This window comes from Caldinitratiruptor microaerophilus (genome assembly GCF_025999835.1).
Classification (GTDB): domain Bacteria; phylum Bacillota; class Sulfobacillia; order Symbiobacteriales; family ZC4RG38; genus Caldinitratiruptor; species Caldinitratiruptor microaerophilus.
The window spans coordinates 2,945,984-2,963,083 of the sequence record NZ_AP025628.1; the positions used below are offsets into that span (position 1 = coordinate 2,945,984).

General features: G+C 72.5%; 13 protein-coding genes and 1 pseudogene. 2 read left to right on the forward strand and 12 right to left on the reverse strand.

The window, feature by feature from the left end; all coding sequences use genetic code 11:
- Positions 1–169: 169 nt before the first annotated feature.
- From rpoE to caldi_RS14320, 9 genes and pseudogenes are all read right to left on the reverse strand, one after another.
- Positions 170–616: a DNA-directed RNA polymerase subunit delta gene (gene rpoE, locus caldi_RS14280; protein WP_264842427.1), complete on the reverse strand. Its 447-nt coding sequence runs from the start codon at positions 614–616 to the stop codon at positions 170–172.
- Positions 617–827: 211 nt separating this feature from the next.
- Complete coding sequence (locus tag caldi_RS14285) at positions 828–1,640, reverse strand: patatin-like phospholipase family protein (protein ID WP_264842428.1); 813 nt, start codon at positions 1,638–1,640, stop codon at positions 828–830.
- 169 nt (positions 1,641–1,809) lie between these two features.
- Positions 1,810–2,586 (reverse strand): anti-sigma factor family protein, encoded by a 777-nt coding sequence (locus tag caldi_RS14290; RefSeq protein ID WP_264842429.1) that lies wholly within the window; start codon positions 2,584–2,586, stop codon positions 1,810–1,812.
- Positions 2,583–3,107: an RNA polymerase sigma factor gene (locus caldi_RS14295; protein ID WP_264842430.1), complete on the reverse strand. Its 525-nt coding sequence runs from the start codon at positions 3,105–3,107 to the stop codon at positions 2,583–2,585. The genes caldi_RS14290 and caldi_RS14295 overlap by 4 nt, the downstream gene beginning before the upstream one ends.
- Positions 3,108–3,212: 105 nt before the next feature.
- The gene (gene speB, locus caldi_RS14300) at positions 3,213–4,097 is read right to left on the reverse strand and encodes an agmatinase (RefSeq protein ID WP_264842431.1); all 885 of its coding nucleotides are present in this window, start codon (positions 4,095–4,097) and stop codon (positions 3,213–3,215) included.
- Between the two features lie 113 nt (positions 4,098–4,210).
- Positions 4,211–5,032: pseudogene (speE, locus tag caldi_RS14305) on the reverse strand (polyamine aminopropyltransferase); the annotation flags it as partial.
- 110 nt (positions 5,033–5,142) lie between these two features.
- Entirely contained in the window at positions 5,143–6,036 is an 894-nt protein-coding gene (gene nikC / locus caldi_RS14310) for a nickel transporter permease (protein WP_264842432.1), read from the reverse strand.
- Positions 6,037–6,040: 4 nt separating this feature from the next.
- Complete coding sequence (locus caldi_RS14315) at positions 6,041–7,045, reverse strand: ABC transporter permease (protein ID WP_264842433.1); 1,005 nt, start codon at positions 7,043–7,045, stop codon at positions 6,041–6,043.
- Between the two features lie 91 nt (positions 7,046–7,136).
- Positions 7,137–8,804, reverse strand: a complete 1,668-nt coding sequence (locus caldi_RS14320) for an ABC transporter substrate-binding protein (RefSeq protein WP_264842434.1) — start codon at positions 8,802–8,804, stop codon at positions 7,137–7,139.
- A gap of 1,407 nt (positions 8,805–10,211) precedes the next feature.
- Here caldi_RS14320 and aspS point away from each other — a divergent pair.
- Both aspS and caldi_RS14330 read left to right on the forward strand, forming a co-directional pair.
- Entirely contained in the window at positions 10,212–11,522 is a 1,311-nt protein-coding gene (gene aspS / locus caldi_RS14325) for an aspartate--tRNA(Asn) ligase (protein ID WP_264842435.1), read from the forward strand.
- Positions 11,523–11,615: 93 nt separating this feature from the next.
- Positions 11,616–13,718 carry a transglycosylase domain-containing protein gene (locus tag caldi_RS14330; protein ID WP_264842436.1) on the forward strand — a complete coding sequence of 701 codons (2,103 nt, stop codon included), beginning with the start codon at positions 11,616–11,618 and terminating at the stop codon, positions 13,716–13,718.
- A gap of 38 nt (positions 13,719–13,756) precedes the next feature.
- Here caldi_RS14330 and caldi_RS14335 read toward each other — a convergent pair whose 3' ends face one another.
- From caldi_RS14335 to caldi_RS14345, 3 genes are all read right to left on the reverse strand, one after another.
- Complete coding sequence (locus tag caldi_RS14335; protein ID WP_264842437.1) at positions 13,757–15,088, reverse strand: germination protein YpeB; 1,332 nt, start codon at positions 15,086–15,088, stop codon at positions 13,757–13,759.
- 14 nt (positions 15,089–15,102) lie between these two features.
- Positions 15,103–15,561, reverse strand: a complete 459-nt coding sequence (locus tag caldi_RS14340) for a cell wall hydrolase (RefSeq protein WP_264842438.1) — start codon at positions 15,559–15,561, stop codon at positions 15,103–15,105.
- Between the two features lie 70 nt (positions 15,562–15,631).
- Complete coding sequence (locus caldi_RS14345) at positions 15,632–17,017, reverse strand: outer membrane protein assembly factor BamB family protein (RefSeq protein WP_264842439.1); 1,386 nt, start codon at positions 17,015–17,017, stop codon at positions 15,632–15,634.
- Positions 17,018–17,100 lie beyond the last annotated feature (83 nt).

The following is a 17,100-nucleotide window of genomic DNA, read 5'->3' on the forward strand; positions in this document are numbered from 1 at the left end:
GTCCGGCGCCTGGCCCATACCCGGTACTCAGGTTTTGCAACGTCCCGCACCTGCTCGCGCGCCGGGACCCTGCCTGTAACGCAAACGACCGGTGGGGGATCCCCACCGGTCGGGTCTTCAACAGGGTGCCCCTCCCATTATAGCGGCGGGTCGGGGACCGGGCAACGGCTCACATCTCTTCGTCCTCGTCGGTATCGTAATCCTCCGCGTCGTAGTCCAGCAGGCCCTCGTCCTCGCTCTCCTCGTCCTCGTCCTCCTGCAGCCCGTTCTCGTCGTCCTCCAGGCCCAGTTCGTCGTCCTCCGGGATCAGTTCCCGGCGCGGCCGCGGCGGAGCCGGAGATCCGGAGCGGATGCGGATGATCTTGGTTCCGCCCTTCGGCTGCCAGTCCCGCAGGCCCCATTCTCCGTTGCCCTGGTGGATGAAGCGCGAGTCGAGGTTGATCTCGGTGTGGATCTGGGCGATGACCCGGCCGGGGTTGTCGAGCGGGATCGCCTTCACCTTGAGGATCTCCTGGATGAGCTCCTTGAAGTGGATGGCACGGCCCCGGTTCTTGAGGATGTGGTACGCCAGGTCGGTGACGGACATGTCCGCGCGCAGCTCGTCCGGGACACCCATCGCTCGATCACGCTCCTGGGAGACGTGGGCCTGGAGGCTGGCGAACCGCCAATAGATTCGTCCCGGTGGCGGAATTTCCTTCTCCGCACCAACGAATGCCGCCAGTCCAGCGAGCCTCGTGCCCGCGCTCTGCTTCCGTGTGGCCGCGGGGCGCGGTCCGGCCGCACCCGGCTACCCAGTAGACGTATTGTGAGGCGCGCACGGCCGGGTGTCAAGAGAGCGTGCGCGTGGCGGCCCGTCCGGCGCGGAGGCGCTCCAGGTCGGCGCGGATGCGCGGGACCGCGGCGAAGGTGGCCCTGCGTCCGGCCTCCACCATCTCGGACACACGCTCGAGCTCGACCACGCTGAACTCGCTGAGGTCGGGGCGGATCGCCACGTCCGCCTGCGCGAGACTGGCCTCGATCTGCGGCCGCTGCAGGAGCGCCAGGGTGTACAGGAGGATGTGGAGCAGGTTCCGGGGGGGCCTCAGCCGGTCACGGGGCCTGTTCAGGTCGACGCCGATCACGTAGTCGGCGCCCATGGCCCGGCAGACCGAGACGGGCACGTTGTTGACGATGCCCCCGTCCACCAGGAGCCGCGCCCCCATGCGCACCGGCAGGAACACCCCGGGCATGGAGGCGCTGGCCCGCACCGCCGGGGCCACCCGGCCCTCGCGGAAGACCACCTCTTCCCCGGTGAGGAGGTCGCACGCGACCGCCGCGAAGGGGATGCGAAGCTGCGAGAACTCGAGGTCGCCGATGTTGCCGCGCAGGAGCTGTTCCAGGCCCTCGGCGTCCAGGAGGCCGTCGCGGCGGAGCCGGAGGCGGACGAGCCCCCGCCAGTTCAGCTCCCGCGCCACCCGCTCCAGCAGCCACGGGTCGAGGCCGGCGGCGTAGAGGGCTCCCACGATGCTTCCCGCCGAGGTCCCTGCGACGATGTGGATGGGGATGCCGGACTCCTCCAGGGCCTGCAGCACCCCCACGTGGGCGATGCCCCGGGCGACCCCTCCGCCGAGCGCCAGCCCCACCTTGACTTCCTGGGACACGGCCCACCACCTCGCCTCGCGGCCGGCACCCGGCCAGCCCCGGGCGTCCCGGGGGCCGGGTGGCCCACTTCCTATTCTAGCCACCGCCGGGCGCGAAAGTACCGGGGCGCAGGGACCCCGGCGACACACTTTCTCTGGCTGGAACCCGCCGGGCGGGACCTGCGGAGCGCTAGCGCCGGGCGGCGGCCGGGAACTCCACCTCCAGCGCGTGCTCGCCCTCACCCAGGCGGAGGACCAGCGGGGCCCCCGCCGGCGCCGCCTCGTACGTGGCCACCACGCGCACGGGTCCGCCGCCCTCGCCCGTCACCTCGGCCCGGCGCAGGGTCAGGGCGCGCCCGCCGGCGTACAGCGCCGCCAGGCCCGGTCGGGCCCCGGCCCCCGCCCCCTCGCCGTCCAGGCTGTAGACGACGACCGTCGCCGCCGGGCCGTGGGTCACCGTGTGCACGGTCAGCGTCACCCCGCCGGCGGTGGCCGACCGGTCCACCCGCACGGGCACTCCGCCCTGCGGCCGCAGGAGCCCCACGAGGCTCCCCACGACCGGCAGCTCGCCGGGCCGCACGGCCGGCGTGCTCACCAGCAGGAGCCCGGCGACCGTCGCGGCCGCCAGCGCCATGGCCAGCGTCATCCGCCGCCCGGCGCGGCCGGCCATCACCGGCCGCGCCCCGGGGCTCGCCAGCGCCAGCACCTCCTCGAGGTCGACCGGACGTGGGCCGGCCTGTCGGACCGCGTCGCGCAGGACGGCCTCGAGGCCGGCCGGCGCCGGGCCGGTCTCCACCCACGCCCGCAGCTCCCGGGCGACGAAGCCTGCTACCGATCGCATGCCCGCCAGCTCCCCCGCGCACTCGGGGCAGGCGGCGATGTGGTCGATGAGGGGCTGCGCCGCCGCGGGGTCGAGGGCTCCGACCGCCAGCGCCGCCAGATCGCCCCGGTACCGTTCGCAGCTCATACCGCCCCTGCCCCCCTCGCCTCGGCCCCGGGCCCGGCCAGCATCTCCCGGAGGCGCCGCAGCGCCACGTGCAACCGGGATTTCACCGTCCCCACGGGGATGTCGAGCGCTCGCCCGATCTCCTCGAGGGACATGTCCTCGAGGAACCGCAGCACGACCACGGCCCGGTAGCGGTCGTCAAGGCGCCGCACGGCGTCCCAGACATCGCCCTGGAGCTCAGGCGGCGGGCCCTCGGGATCCGGGTGGAGCGCCTCGGGCCGCTCCACCGGGATCACCCGCAGCCGCCGGCGCAGGATCTGGGTGGCGCTGTTCACCACGATGCGCCGCATCCACGTGGGGAAGGCAGCCTGGCCGCCGCGCAGCTGCGGGTACGCCCGGAATGCCCGGATCACGGCGTCCTGGAGCGCGTCGCGCGCGTCGGCGTCGCTGCCCAGGATGGCCAGCGCCAGGCGGTAGAGCTTCCCCTGCTCCGGCTCCAGGAGGCGGAAGAACTCGTCTTCCAGCGTCTGTGACCGGCCCATGGTCGGCGGACTCCCTCCCCGAGGGGCTCCCGGGACCGCCCGGCCGCAGGGCCGGGGGTGTGTTCCTACGGTTGAGAGCGCTCAAGCCCCTGCAAGGGTTCGCGCTCAGCGCCCGAACGCGAGCAGGGCCTCCCGGACGATGAGAGCCCCCACAACGGCGGTGCGGCCGGTGGGGTCGAGGTCGGGTGCGGCCTCCACGAGGTCGAAGCCCACGACGCGCAGGTCGCCGAGCACGCGCAGCGCCTCGAGGAGCTCCCGCACGTCGATCCCTCCCGGTTCCGGGGTGCCCGTCCCCGGGGCGAACGCCGGGTCCAGGACGTCCAGGTCGAGGGTGACGTAGACGGGCCGGCCGCGCAGGTCCCCGACCGCCGCGCGCAGCGGCTCCAGCACCCGGTGGGGCCAGAGGTGGGCGTGCCGCCGGGCGTACTCGTACTCTTCGCGGGTGCCGGACCGGATGCCGAACTGGTAGAGCCTGTCCGGCGCCACGTGCTCCAGGCAGCGGCGGATCACCGTCGCGTGGGACAGCCGGTTGCCGAGGTACTCCTCGCGCAGGTCCGCGTGCGCGTCGAGGTGGACGAGCGCGAGGTCGGGGTGGCGGCGCGCCACGGCCTCGAGCACCGGCAGCGTGGACAGGTGCTCGCCCCCGACCATGAAGGGGATCTTGCCGTCGGACACGACCCGGTCGGCGACCCGGCCGACGGCGGCCAGGGACGCCTCCAGCTGCCCGATCGGCAGTGCGACGTCGCCCAGGTCGCACGATGCCACCTCGTCCAGGCCGGCCTCCTGGTGGTAGCTCCAGTCCTCGAGGCCGTACGACGCCTCCCGCAGCCTGGCCGGGCCGAAGCGGGCGCCGGGGCGGTACGAGGTGGTGAGGTCGAGCGGCACCCCGAAGATGGCCACCCGGGCCGACGCGTAGTCGTCCGAAGTGCCGAGGAACCGGTCGAGCCGCTCGAGGGGCAGGCCCTGCAGGGCCCGGTCCGCCAGGCCCATCAGCCCTCCGCCCCCCCGTCCGGCTCGGCCCGCCAGCGCTCCGGCGCCATCCCCGGCAGCCCCGCCGGCAGCACGATGCCCTTCTCGCGGGCCGCCTTCTGCGCCTCCCAGGTGAGGTGGCGGGCGAAGGGGGGCAGCACGAACGCCGCCCGGTGCATGTCGGGGTCGTAGTAGCGAGTCTCCATGTCCCGGAACCGGTCGCCGAACTCGACCTTGCGGGGGTCGTGCCGCTTGGACCCCAGCGTGATGCTCCACATGCCCGTGGGGTAGGTGGGCACGGCGGCGAAGTAGAAGGTGGTGATCGGGAAGATCTCGCCCACCCGGCGCTGGATGTCGCGCAGGAAGACGGGGTTCACGAAGGGCGATTCGGTCTGCGCCACGAACACGCCGTCGTCGGTCAGGCACTCGTGCACGCTCCGGTAGAACTCCCGGGAGAACAGGCCCACGGCGGGCCCCACGGGGTCGGTGCTGTCGACGATCACGACGTCGAACGCGTTCTTGTGCTCCGCCACGTAGCGGATGCCGTCGCCGACCTCGATGCGGCAGCGGGGATCGTCGAGGGCCCGGCTGATCGTCGGGAAGTACCGGCGCGACACCTCGATGACCCGCTCGTCGATCTCGGCCAAGACGGCCTCCTCCACCGTGGGGTGCTTGAGCACCTCGCGGATCACGCCGCCGTCCCCGCCGCCCACCACCAGGACCCGCCGCGGGTTGGGGTGGGTGAAGAGGGGCACGTGCGCCATCATCTCGTGGTAGACGAACTCGTCCGCCTCCGTGGTCATGATGAACCCATCGAGGACGAGCATTCGCCCGAACTGGTGGGTGTCCACCACCAGCAGCTCCTGGTACGGCGTCGTCTCCCGGTGGAGGGTCGACCGCACCCGCAGCGAGAACGCCATGTGGTCCGTCTGCTTCTCCGTGAACCACAGCTCCAACCCGCCAAGCCCCCCTGTGCCGGCCGGCGCGCCCTTTCCGCCGCCGCCGCCTCGTGACCATCCGGAAGGAGTATAGCACCGACGGGCCGGCGTGTCTCGCCAGACACGTGTCAGCCGCGGTGGCGGAGGCGGGGGTCGAGAAGGTCGCGCAGGCCGTCGCCCAGGAGGTTGAAGCCCAGGACGGCCAGCATGATCGCCATCCCCGGGAAGGTCACCACCCAGGGGGCGGTCTGGAGGAACTCGCGGGCCCGGGACAGCATGGCGCCCCACTCGGCGGCCGGCGGGGCGGCACCGAGGCCGAGGAAGCTGAGGCCCGCCACCTCCAGGATCGCCGAGCCGATGCTCATGGTCGACTGCACGATGAGAGGTGCCAGAGCCCCCGGCAGGACGTGACGCCAGATGACCCGCGCCGTCGGCATCCCGGCGGCCCGGGCGGCCTCCACGTACTCCAGCTCGCGGATCGACAGCACGGAGGACCGGACCAGGCGGGCGTAGATGGGGACGTTCACGATCGCGACCGCGACCACCGCGTTGGTCAGGCTGGGCCCGAGGATCGCCGTGATGGCGATTGCCAGGAGGGTGCTCGGGAAGGCGAGCATGATGTCGATGACCCGCATGGTGAGCAGGTCCAGCCACCCGCCCAGGTAGCCGGAGACCGCGCCGACCGCGGTGCCGGCGACCAGCGCCAGGCCCACTGAGGTGACCCCGACCAGGAGCGAGAGGCGCGCCCCGTACATGAGGCGGGTCAGCATGTCGCGCCCCAGCTCGTCCGTCCCCAGGAGGTGACCGGGTCCGGGCGGCCGGGCGATCCGGGCCAGGTCGTTCTTGTACGGGTCATAGGGGGAGAGGACCGGCGCCAGGAGGGCGACCAGCACCAGAGCGAGCACGATCGTCCCGCCGACCATGGCCCCCCGGTGCCGGAGCACGCGCCGCAGGCCCCGCCACAGGGCGCCCTGCTGCGTGGGGTCGGCGGCGGGGGCGCCCCCGGCCTGCCCGGCGCGCACCGCCTCACGCATAGCGGATCCGGGGGTCGATGACGGCGTAGAGCAGGTCGACCACCAGGTTCACCACCACGAACGCCAGGGCGATCAGGAGGATGCCGCCCTGCACCACCGGGTAGTCGCGGGCGTAGATCGCCAGCACGATGTACCGGCCGATGCCGGGCCAGGAGAACACGGTCTCGGTCAGCACGGCCCCGCCGAGGAGGAGTCCCACCTCCAGGCCCGTGATGGTCACCACGGGCAGGAGAGCGTTGCGCAGGACGTGCTTGAAGATCACCACCCGCTCGGAGAGGCCCTTCGCCCGGGCGGTCCGTACGTAGTCGAGCCCGAGCACCTCCAGGATGGTCGAGCGGGTCATCCGGGCGATGATCGAGAGCGGGATGCTGGCCAGCGCCACCGCCGGGAGGACGAGGTGGCGGAAGGCGTCCACGAAGACGGTCCACTGGCCGCGCAGGAGCATCTCGAAGAACACGAAGTCGGTCGCCCCCCGCCAGCCGAGGCGGGGGTCGACCCGTCCGGCCGCGGGCAGCCAGCGCAGGTCGACGGCGAACACCATGAGGAGGACGAGCCCCAGCCAGAAGACGGGCATCGAGACGCCGAGGAGCGCCAGGGTCATCGAGCCCCAGTCGAGGAGGGTGTTGCGGTAGACGGCTGAGATGATCCCGACGAGGACTCCGACCACGGTGGCCAGGAGCATCGCCGCCAGGGTCAACTCGATGGTGGCGGGGTAGCGGTCCAGTAGCTCTTCCACCACCGGCACCTTGCTCTGGATCGACTTGCCCAGGTCGCCCTGCAGGACCCCGCCGAGGAAGCGCCAGAACTGCACGGGCAGCGGCTGGTCGAGGCCCAGCTCGTGCCGGATGGCCTCCACCTGCTCCGTCGTCGCCCGCTCGCCGGCGATCACGCGCGCCGGGTCCCCGGGGATGAGCCGGATGAGGAAGAACACGGCGACCAGAATGCCCAGCGCGGTGGGGATCACGAGCCCCACCCGCCGGGCGACGTAACGCCACATGCGACCTCACTCCGGAGACAGGATCGGGCCGCCCGGCCGGGCCGGTCCGGCGCCGGTCCGGCCGGGCGCTGCCCGCTGGAGACCGCTCACGCTACGGCAGCGTGATCTGGTAGAGGGGCTCCGAACCGGTGGGGTTCGGGACGTAACCCTGAATGCCCTTCTTCATCACGATGGGCTCCTGGGCGTGAGCCAGCACCACCCACGGCGCGTCCTCGGCGATGATCTTCTGCGCCCGGACGTAGAGCTCCGCCCGCCTGGACTGGTCGGGGATCTCCTGGGCCTGCACCAGCAGCTCGTGCAGCTGGTCGTTGCGGTAGAAGGCGATGTTGCCGGCGTCCGGACCCTTCGCGTTGTCCTTGTCGAGGAGCACGTAAAGGAAGTTGTCCGGGTCGCCGTTGTCGCCGACCCAGCCGAGGAGCGCCATGGTGTGCTCGCCCATGCCGGTCTTCTCGAGGTACGTGGCCCACTCGTAGGTGACGATCTCCGCCTCGATGCCCACTTCCTTGAGGTAGCCCTGGATCGCCTGGGCGATCTTCTCCGGCTGCGGCATGTACGGCCGCGGCACGGGCATGGCCCACAGCTGGGTCTTGAAGCCGTTCGGGAAGCCCGCCTGCGCCAGCAGCTGCTTGGCCTTCTGCGGGTCGTACGGGTACTGCGTCACGTCGTCCGTCCAGCCCCACATCGACGGCGGCAGCGGGGTGACCGCCACCTGGCCGAGCCCGGCGTACAGAGTCTCGACGATGGCCTTCTTGTCGATGGCGTGGTTGATGGCCTTGCGCACCAGCGGGTTGTCGAAGGGCTTCTTGTCCATGTTGAAAGCCAGGTAGCCGACGTTCATGGCCGGCCGGAGCGCCACCTGGAACCGGTCGTCGGACTGGATCACCTGCAGCTGGTTCGGCTCGACGCCGTCCATCACGTCGATGTCACCGGACTGCAGGGCCAGGAGGCGGGCGTTGTTGTCCGGAATCGACCGGTAGATGATCCGGTCGATCTTCGGCTTGCCGCCCCAGTAGTCCGGGTTGGCCTCCAGGGTGATGGACTCGCCCTTCTTCCAGTCGACGAACTTGTAAGCGCCGGTGCCGACCGGTTTCTGGCCCAGGGCCTCCGGGTCCGCCTTGATGGCCGTCGGGCTGGCGATGCTGAACATCGGCATGGCGAGGTTCTGGAGGAAGTAGGCCAACGGCCGCTTGAGGGTGAACTTCACCTTGTACTTGTCGACGACCTGGACGTCCTGGATCACCGACTTGTCGTCGAAGCCGCCGAACATGTACGAGTAATAGGCGAACTCCCCGCCCTTGTGGTAGGGGTTCTTGGTGTCCCGCCAGCGGTCGAAGTTGAACTTGACGGCCTCGGCGTCGAACTCGGTGCCGTCGTGGAACTTCACGCCCTGGCGGAGCGAGAAGGTCCACTCCTTCGCGTCGGGGCTCGCCTGCCAGTCGGTGGCCAGCGCCGGTTCGACCTCGGTCTTGCCGGCCTTGTAGCGGACCAGCGTGTCGTAGATCTGGTTGATCACCTTGAACGACTCGCCATCGGTGGGCTGGATCGGGTCGAGGCTGACGGTGTCCCCGCCCCGGCCCCAGACGAGCGTCTTCGGGCCGGCCGGCTTCGCCTGCTCCTGCTGCGCCGCCTGCTGACCGCCTTGCTGCGCCGGGGGCGTCTGGGGCTGCTTGGCCCCGCCGCACGCACTGACGAGCAGCCCCAGTGCCACGGCGCCCGCGGTGAGCCAGCCGACCCGGCTCCTACGGTGGAACAAACTCACCCTGTGTTCCCCCTCTGCATCGAATATGCTTACCAAACCTTACGTTACTCGGATTTTCCATGTCACCCTACTTCATGCAGACCACGCATAAGGGTTTGACAGGTCGCGCACGATTCCTGCTGGAACTTCCGGCAGGCGCCGGGGCATGGACGCTGTCCCCCCTGGCACTGCTCCGGCGCGGGTCCACGTCCCCGCAGCCACTGTGCCGGCCCGGGCCGGATGTGCGGCCGCCCTGTCGGGGCGGTGCGCGCCGTGTAATGGAGTCTCGTCTGGTGAGGCGTGAGGCAATCCGTGACTGGCAATCGTTTCCGTCGTGTCGCATTTTTTGTCCCATAATCAGCCTGTCCCTGGAAAAGTACCCCTGAAAGCAGCGTGACGTTTACCGGAACATAGACTTATGTCTGCTTGCGGGCCGGTTCGCCCGCGGCCCGGGCCACGGTGGGGCAAAGAATGCGAGTCAAACGCTCAGCTCAACTCACACATGTTGCCTCTTGGAGGTACAGAAGCCCATTTATGGCACTTTCCGTAATCTAATCGCGGACCGCGTACCGCCCTGCCCCCCGTGTCCTGCCCTGGCCCATGCCTCGCCCCGGGGCTCCATCGCCCGGTAGTCACCCCACGGGGCGGCGCACCTCCACGCCGACCCTCCCACCCGGCCCGAACTAACAGCGGAACTCGGCGCCATGCCTCACCCGAAGGCCGTCCTCCAACCCCCCGTCCTCACCTCACGAGCCGCCGTAGGTGTCTACCCGGATGCAGCGGGGGGTACGGTCCTGGCCCCAGTGGACACCAGGTGCCTGGTGCACCCCGGCCGGCTCGCGCGCACACCGCACGGCCGCGGTCTGCGGCCGCCGTTGCACGGCGGGTCTGCGGATGGTAGAATCGATGCCAACGCGAGGCGCAAAGTGATGAGCAGGAGGAGTACCCGGGCGCGGACCTGCCAGAGAGCCGGCGGTGGGTGCGAGCCGGTGGGAGGGCCCGGCGAAGAACACCTGCGAGCGCCGGCGTGAACGGTGCGGTCGGGATGCGTGCCGTCCCGCCGTCCCAGTAGCGCCGGACGGCCCCGGCCGTTATCCCGGGCGCTGTCGAGGGGCCGGCCCGCGACGGGCCGGCAAGAAGGGTGGCACCGCGAGCCGGCGGCTCGTCCCTTTGCGGGACGGGCCGCCTTCTTTGGTTGCATGGCCGGCAAACGCGACGCAGGAAGTTTCGTGGCGTTGGAGCGGTCTCCCGGGGGTCGAGGGGCGGTTTCTGCACGCCACCCGGGGTGCAGGATCTGCACGGCGTCCCGCCCGGCGACGACTCGTGCCGCCACGTGAAACACCGGCCTGCGGCGCCGGGCGCCCCGGCCCGGCCTGGACCGGTCCGGCCGGCCCCGGCGCAACCGTTCCGGACGGGAGGTCCTCCGCGATGTCGTCTTCGCTCACCACCACACGGGTTCTGGCAAGAGACCTCGCACGGCACACCGGGCAGACGGTCACGTTGAAGGGATGGGTGCAAAGCTGCCGCCACCTCGGCGGCCTAGCCTTCGTGATCCTGCGGGACCGGTCCGGCGTGGCCCAGGTCGTGCTCGAAGGGGAGCTGGCCGCACGGCCGCTTCCCGAGGAGGCGGTCGTCGCGGTGACCGGCGAGGTGGCGGCCGATCCCCGGGCGGTGGGCGGCGCCGAGGTGCGGGCCTCGGCCCTGGAGGTGCTGTCCGCCCCCACCCGGGTGCCGCCCTTCGAGATCAACAAGAAGACCCTCAAGGCGAGCCTGGAGACCATCCTCGAGCACCGCGCCTTCGCCCTGCGGCACCCCCGGATCGGCGCCGCGCTGCGGGTGCAGGCGGCCCTGATCGAGGGGTTCCGCAACTACCTGGCAGGGCAGGGGTTCCTGGAGGTGCGGACGCCGAAGATCGTCGCCACCGGCACGGAGGGCGGGGCGAACCTCTTCCCGGTCCAGTACTTCGAGCAGCGGGCCTTCCTGGCGCAGTCGCCGCAGCTGTACAAGCAGATGCTCGTCGGGGCCGGCTACGAGCGGGTGTTCGAGGTGGGACCCGCCTACCGGGCCGAGGATCACAACACCTCCCGCCACCTCTCCGAGTTCACGAGCCTCGACGTCGAAATGGGCTTCATCGACTCCGAGGAGGACCTCATGGACCTGGAGACGGAGCTCCTCCGGTCGATGTTCGCCCACGTGGCGGAGCGGAGCGCCGCCGAACTGGACCTGCTCGGGGCCAGGGTGCCGGAGGTGCCCGGGCGCATCGAGCGCATCCCGGTCCACGAGGCGCACGAGATCCTGCGGCGTCGCTACCGCAAGGTCTCGCCGGAGGGGGACCTCGACACCGAGGGGGAGCGCCTCATCTGCCAGTACGTCGCCGGGGAGGGGCGGCCGCCCCTGGTCTTCATCACCCGCTACCCGGCGTCCGTCCGTCCGTTCTACTCCTTCCCGGACCCCGACCGCCCCGGGCTCACCCGCACCTTCGACCTCCTCCTGGCCGGGCAGGAGATCACCTCGGGCGGCCAGCGGATCCACGACCCGGAAGTGCTCCGGGAGAGCCTCCGCCGGCGGGGCCTCGACCCGGCGGGGTTCCAGCACTATCTCGAGATCTTCGAACTCGGGATGCCTCCCCACGGCGGGTTCGCCATCGGGGCGGAGCGGCTGACCGCCCTGGTCCTGGGGCTCGGGAACGCCCGCGAGGCCGCTGCCTTCCCGCGGGACCGCACGCGGCTCGTCCCGTAGGGGCCGCTGCGGCTAGGCCCGGCCACGCGCGGCCACAATGCGAGGTGACGGAAGTGGCCGCGCGGTCGCCGGGCCGCGCGCGGGGGGATGGCGTTGGGCGGACCGGCAGGGCACAAGCGAAGACGGTGGGGCCGCCTGGGGGTGGCGGCCCTCGTCCTGCTGCTCCTCGTCCTGGCCGTGCTGGCGGCCGGCGCGGTGACGGTCGCGGCGGCGGTGGCGCTCACCCCGCTCCCCCCGCCGGAACTCCCCCGGGCCACCGAGTTCTACGATGTGAAGGGCCGCCTGATCGGCCGCCGCTTCCACCAGAACCGGGTCGAGGTCCCCCTGACCGAACTGCCGCCCTACCTGGTCCAGGCCGTCCTGGCCGCGGAGGACGAACGCTTCTACCAGCACCGGGGGATCGACGTCCGGGGGCTTCTGCGCGCCGCCTACCGCAACCTGCGCGCCCGCCGCGTGGTGGAGGGCGGCAGCACGATCACCCAGCAGCTGGCCCGCAACCTCTACCTCGGCCGGGAGCGCACCGTGGCCCGCAAGCTGCGGGAGGCCGTCTACGCCCTCAAGCTGGAGACCGTCTACTCCAAGGACGAGATCCTGGAGCTCTACCTGAACACGATCTACCTGGGTCAGGGGGCGTACGGGGTCGAGGTGGCGGCCCAGACGTACTTCTCGAAGCACGCCCGGGAGCTCACGTTGCCGGAGGCGGCGCTTCTCGCCGGCCTGCCCCGGGGGCCGGAGCTCTACAACCCGATCCTCCACCCGGAGGCGGCAGAGGCCCGGCGCGCCGAGGTGCTCGACCGGATGGTCGCCACCGGTGTGCTACCGCCCGCCCAGGCGACGGCCGCCCGGCAGGCGCCGCTCGGGGTGCGGCCGCCTCCCCCTGCTCCGGCGGGGGTGGACTTCTTCCTCGACCACGTGATCGACGAGATCCGCCGGAGCTACCCGGCGATCGCCGACCGCCTGCCGCAGGGCGGCTACCGGATCGACACCACCTTGGACCTCGACGTCCAGGCCGCGGCCGCGCGCGCCCTCGCCGACGGCTTGCCGGCGCCCGTGCCGGACGCGCGCGGGGTGCCCCAGCCCCAGGCCGCGCTGGTGGCGCTTGACCCGCGCACCGGGGCGATCCGGGCCATGATCGGCGGCCGCGACTACCGCACCTCCAGCTTCAACCGGGCGGTGCAGGCGCCCCGCCAGCCGGGCTCGGCCTTCAAGCCCTTCCTCTACGCCACGCTGCTGTCGACCCGCTACTACACGGCCGCCTCGACCCAGGTCTGCGAGCCCGTGCAGTTCCCGGGCGGCGCGGGCCGGCCTCCCTGGGAACCGGCCGACTTCGACCCCCGGCAGCCCTACCACAACCGGCCGCTCGGGGTGCGGGAGGCCATCCGGGTCTCGGACAACGTGGTCGCCGCCCGGTGGATGGATGCGCTCGGTCCGGAGCGGGTGATCGACACCGCCCGGCGCCTCGGGATCACGAGCCCGCTGCGGCCGGACCTGACGCTGGCGCTCGGCACCTCCGAGGTGACCGTGCTCGAGATGGCCCGGGCCTTCGCCGCCTTCGCCAACGGGGGCCTGCGGGTTGACCCCCACGCGGTGGTGCGGATCACGGACCCGACGGGCCGGGTCCTGGCGGAACCGAGCCATCCCCCCGCGCGGGTCCTGGAGGAGGGCGTCGCCTACATCCTCACCGACCTGATGCGCGAGGTCGTGCGGCCCGGCGGCACCGCCGGGCACGTGGCCCCGATCCTGGGCGGGCGCCCCGCCGCCGGCAAGACCGGCACCACCGACGAGGCCCGGGACGCCTGGATGGTGGGCTACACGCCCGACCTGGTGGCGGCCGTGTGGGTGGGGAGCGACGACCCCGGCGCCGCCCCGGGTCGCCTCACGGGGCCCCGCGTGGCCGCCCCGATCTGGGCGAACTTCCTGAGCCGGGCCCTCGCCGGCCGGCCCCCCACCCCCTTCGTCCCGCCGGAGGGGGTTGTCACGGCCCGCATCTGCGCCGACTCGGGCCTTCTGGCCGTGCCCGGGTGCCCGGCGGCGGACGAGCTGTTCCTCTCGGGCACCGAGCCCACCACCTACGACCCGCGCTGGCTGGGCACCCCCCCGCCCATGCCGGGCGAGCCGGTCGTACCGGGCGAGCCCATCGTGCCGCCCGAGCCGGTCCCGCCGGGCCGGCCGGGAGCGCCGGAGCCGGTCCCGTGAGGGACCGGCTCCCCCCGTTCGGGCGGCGGCGTGCGGGTCTAGCTCCGGTCCACGCGGTCGACCCGCACCTCCTCGCCCGTGCTGGCGTCGACGTAGATGTCGTACCGCAGGTCGTCCAGGCGGGCCCGCAGGCGGTAGGCCAGGACCTCCCGGTCCCGGTCCGCCTCGACGACGCCGAGCTGCACGTCCTCGACCGTGACCCCCGGCTCCAGGTGCTCGGCGGCCTCGCCGGGGGTGATCGCCGGCCGGGCCAGCGTGCGGTCGCGCCGGTAGACCCAGTAGTCCCGCCCGTCAAAGCCGACGATCTCCCCGTTGTCCCGGGCCACCCGCACCTTCAGGCGCTGGGGGAAGAGCGCGACTCCGTCCTGCATCGGCACGAAGGTGACGACCGCGATGCCGCCGGCGTCGCCGTACTCGTCGTAGTCCGTCTCGAGAAGGGCCGGGAAGCCGTTCTTCTCGAGGAACTGCCGGGCCCTGGCCACCACCTGCTCCCGGCCGAGCTTGATCTGGGTGACCTCCCGCCCGTCGAGCATCTGCAGGACGTGCCCGCCCTGCTCCGTGACGGCGATGGTCACCGGGACCCCGCTGGTCTTCGTGTAGCTGACCAGGAAGACCGGGAGGGCGCCGTCGGCCCGGCCGGCCAGCTGGGGCCGGGTGGCCGGCGGCAGGTCGGCGAACCGGGCTGCGATCGCCAGCGCCTGGTCCTGCCCGATGCGCGGGCCCAGGTCCGACTTCGGCTTCTCGTGCGGTCCCGGCTGCGGCTGCGTGGCGGCCTCCTCGCCGGGCGGAGGCCGCAGCCCCGCCTCGATGCCGGAGATGCCCTGGAGGATCGGGGTCACGCCGGCGCCGTCGGCGCTCGCCGCGGTCATCCGCTCAGTGTCGGCCCAGCGGATGCGGCCGCCGGCGAGAAGGCCCGACAGCTTGGTGAGCTCGCCGGTGAGGAACCGCGCCTGCTGGTGCAGCTCCCGGAGCCGCGCCTTCTGCTCGGGAGTGAGCGGCTGGTTGCGGTCGAGCTGCACCAGGCCGGCGTCGGAAACCTCGAACACGTCGTTCAGGAACTTCTGGGTCCGCTCCAGCTTGACGTGGAGGAGCGGGAGCCCCGCCAGGGACTCCACCGCCGCGCTGCTGAACACCCGCAGGTCACCCAGCGTGCGGCGCTGAAGCGGCACGCTGCGGGCCACCAGGGCGGTGGACAGGCTCTCCTCGATGTTCACCACCGCCTGCTCGAGCCGCTGGAAGGCCTGCTGGTAGGCGTTCTCGCTCCGGATCGCCAGCTGGGCCCGGGCCCGGTTCTGGTTGTAGCCCCAGGCGAGGGCGGCCACGAGGGCCACCCCGAGCACCAGGACGGGCCACCACTGCCGCTGCCGCATGTCCGCGACCCCCTCTATCGGGCGAAGATGTGCTTGCCGATCCGCCGTACCTGCGGGCGCGACCAGATGAAGCGGTTGCGCGTCTTGGCGGGGTTGAAGAAGTACAGCGAGCCGTAGCTCGGATCCCACCCGTTCAGGGCGTCGCGGGCCGCGCGCCAGCACTCGGCCGTGACGTTGCGGTAGATCTGCCCGTTCGCCACGGATTCGAACGCCAGCGGCTCGTACACCACGCCGGCGATGGTGTTCGGGAAGCGGCGGCTGTCCACCCGGTTCAGGATCACCGCGGCGACGGCCACCTTGCCCTCGTACGGCTCCCCCCGTGCCTCGCCGCAGACCGCCATGGCCAGGAGCCGCAGGTTGTTGTGGCGCCACCGCCCGCGGGCCTCGGCCGGCTCGCCGGCCGGTGGGGCCAGGGTGACGGCCGCGACGACCAGGAGCCCGAGGGCGGCTGCCAGGCGCCATCGCCTCCGCAACAGAACCAACTCCTCCAGCCGTGGGTTTGGCTGGAGGTAGTCTGCCGCCACGAGGGCTCGGGCTATTCGGTCAGCCTGCGCTCGCGCCGGTAGCGCGGGCACAGGCGCTCTCCCGCTCCAGCTTGAGGGTGACGAGCCGGCCGTCGGCGAGGGTGAGCGCCACGAAGCCGGGCACCACGGCGGGCTGGGCGGCGGGCGGTGCCGGCAGCGGGTGCTCCCAGACCGGAGCGCCGCCGGCCAGTGAGCGGGCGACGAGGCAGGGTCCGGGCCCCGCGCCCAGCGCAAGCGTGCCCGCCACCGCCACCGGCAAGGGGTCCGGGGGCGCTGAATCGTCCCCGTGCGGCCCGGCCACCTGCCAGCGGTACTCGCCGGTCCTGAGGTCGACCGCCCCGCCCGGGTAGACGGCCACCTCGCCCGCCACGGCGGGGGGCGCCGGCTCCGCCACCGACCAGCGCAGGACGCCGTCGGCGGCGCGCCGCGCCTGGCCGCCGATCAGGAGGAGATCGCCGGCGCATGCCGGCGGCACGTGGGGTGCGGCGGCGTGCCGCCACAGCACTTCGCCCGTCTGCGGCGCCAGGGCCACGACCTCGTCCCCCAGGACGGCATACACGCCGGCCTCGGTCGCCGCCGGCGCCAGGGCGATCCCTTCCTTCGCCTCGTGGCGCCACACGCGGGCGCCGGTCTTCACCTCCAGCGCCCACAGGACCTGGCCGGCGGCCACGAGGAGGAGCCCCTCGGCGACCGCCGGGGCCTGCGCGGGCCCGTCACCGGCCCGGGTCCGCCAGACGATGCCGCCCCGGAAGGCGTCGACCGCGAGGACGAGCCCGTCCGGCGCCGCCAGGTAGACGAGGCCGTCGAAGACGGCCGGGGCCGCCAGGGCAGTGCCGGGCGCAGGGTCCAGGTCCAGCCGCCAGCGGGCACGGCCGGTGGCCAGATCCCAGCAGGCATACGCCCCGTCGCCGAGGCCGGCGTAGACGCGGCCGTACCGCACCACCGGCGGGGAGGGCCGAACCCTCCCCGGGACCCGGGGCCCGGCCTCCCAGGCCGGAGCCGCCCGCGCGGGGGAGGGGCCGGCCCCCGCCGACCGGCGGTCGGGGGTGCGCCCCCAGAAAGGCCACTCGTCGCCCGCTCCGGGACGCTCGGGGATCACGAGCTGCTGGCCGGGCAGGATGAACTCCGGGTGGGCCAGGTGGTTGGCGCGCACGATCTCGGCCGGGGTGGAACCGAACCGCCGCGCCAGGTGAAAGACGGTCTCCCCGGGCCGCACGAGATGCGTGATGCCGCCCGGCGGCGGCACCGGCACCTCGGCGGGTCCGGGGATGATCAGGGCCTGCCCGGGGGCGACGGCGTTGGGGTCCTCGATCCCGTTCGCGGCGACGATGGCGTGCACGGTGGTGCGGTACCTGCGGGCGATGCTGTAGAGCGTCTCCCCCCTCTGGACGAAGACGAACACCATCCGGCGGAGCCCCCCTGAGCCCGTTCTGCACCATCGTACGTCGGGGGGATGCAAGCGGCCGCTCTCCCAAACCCACACAAACC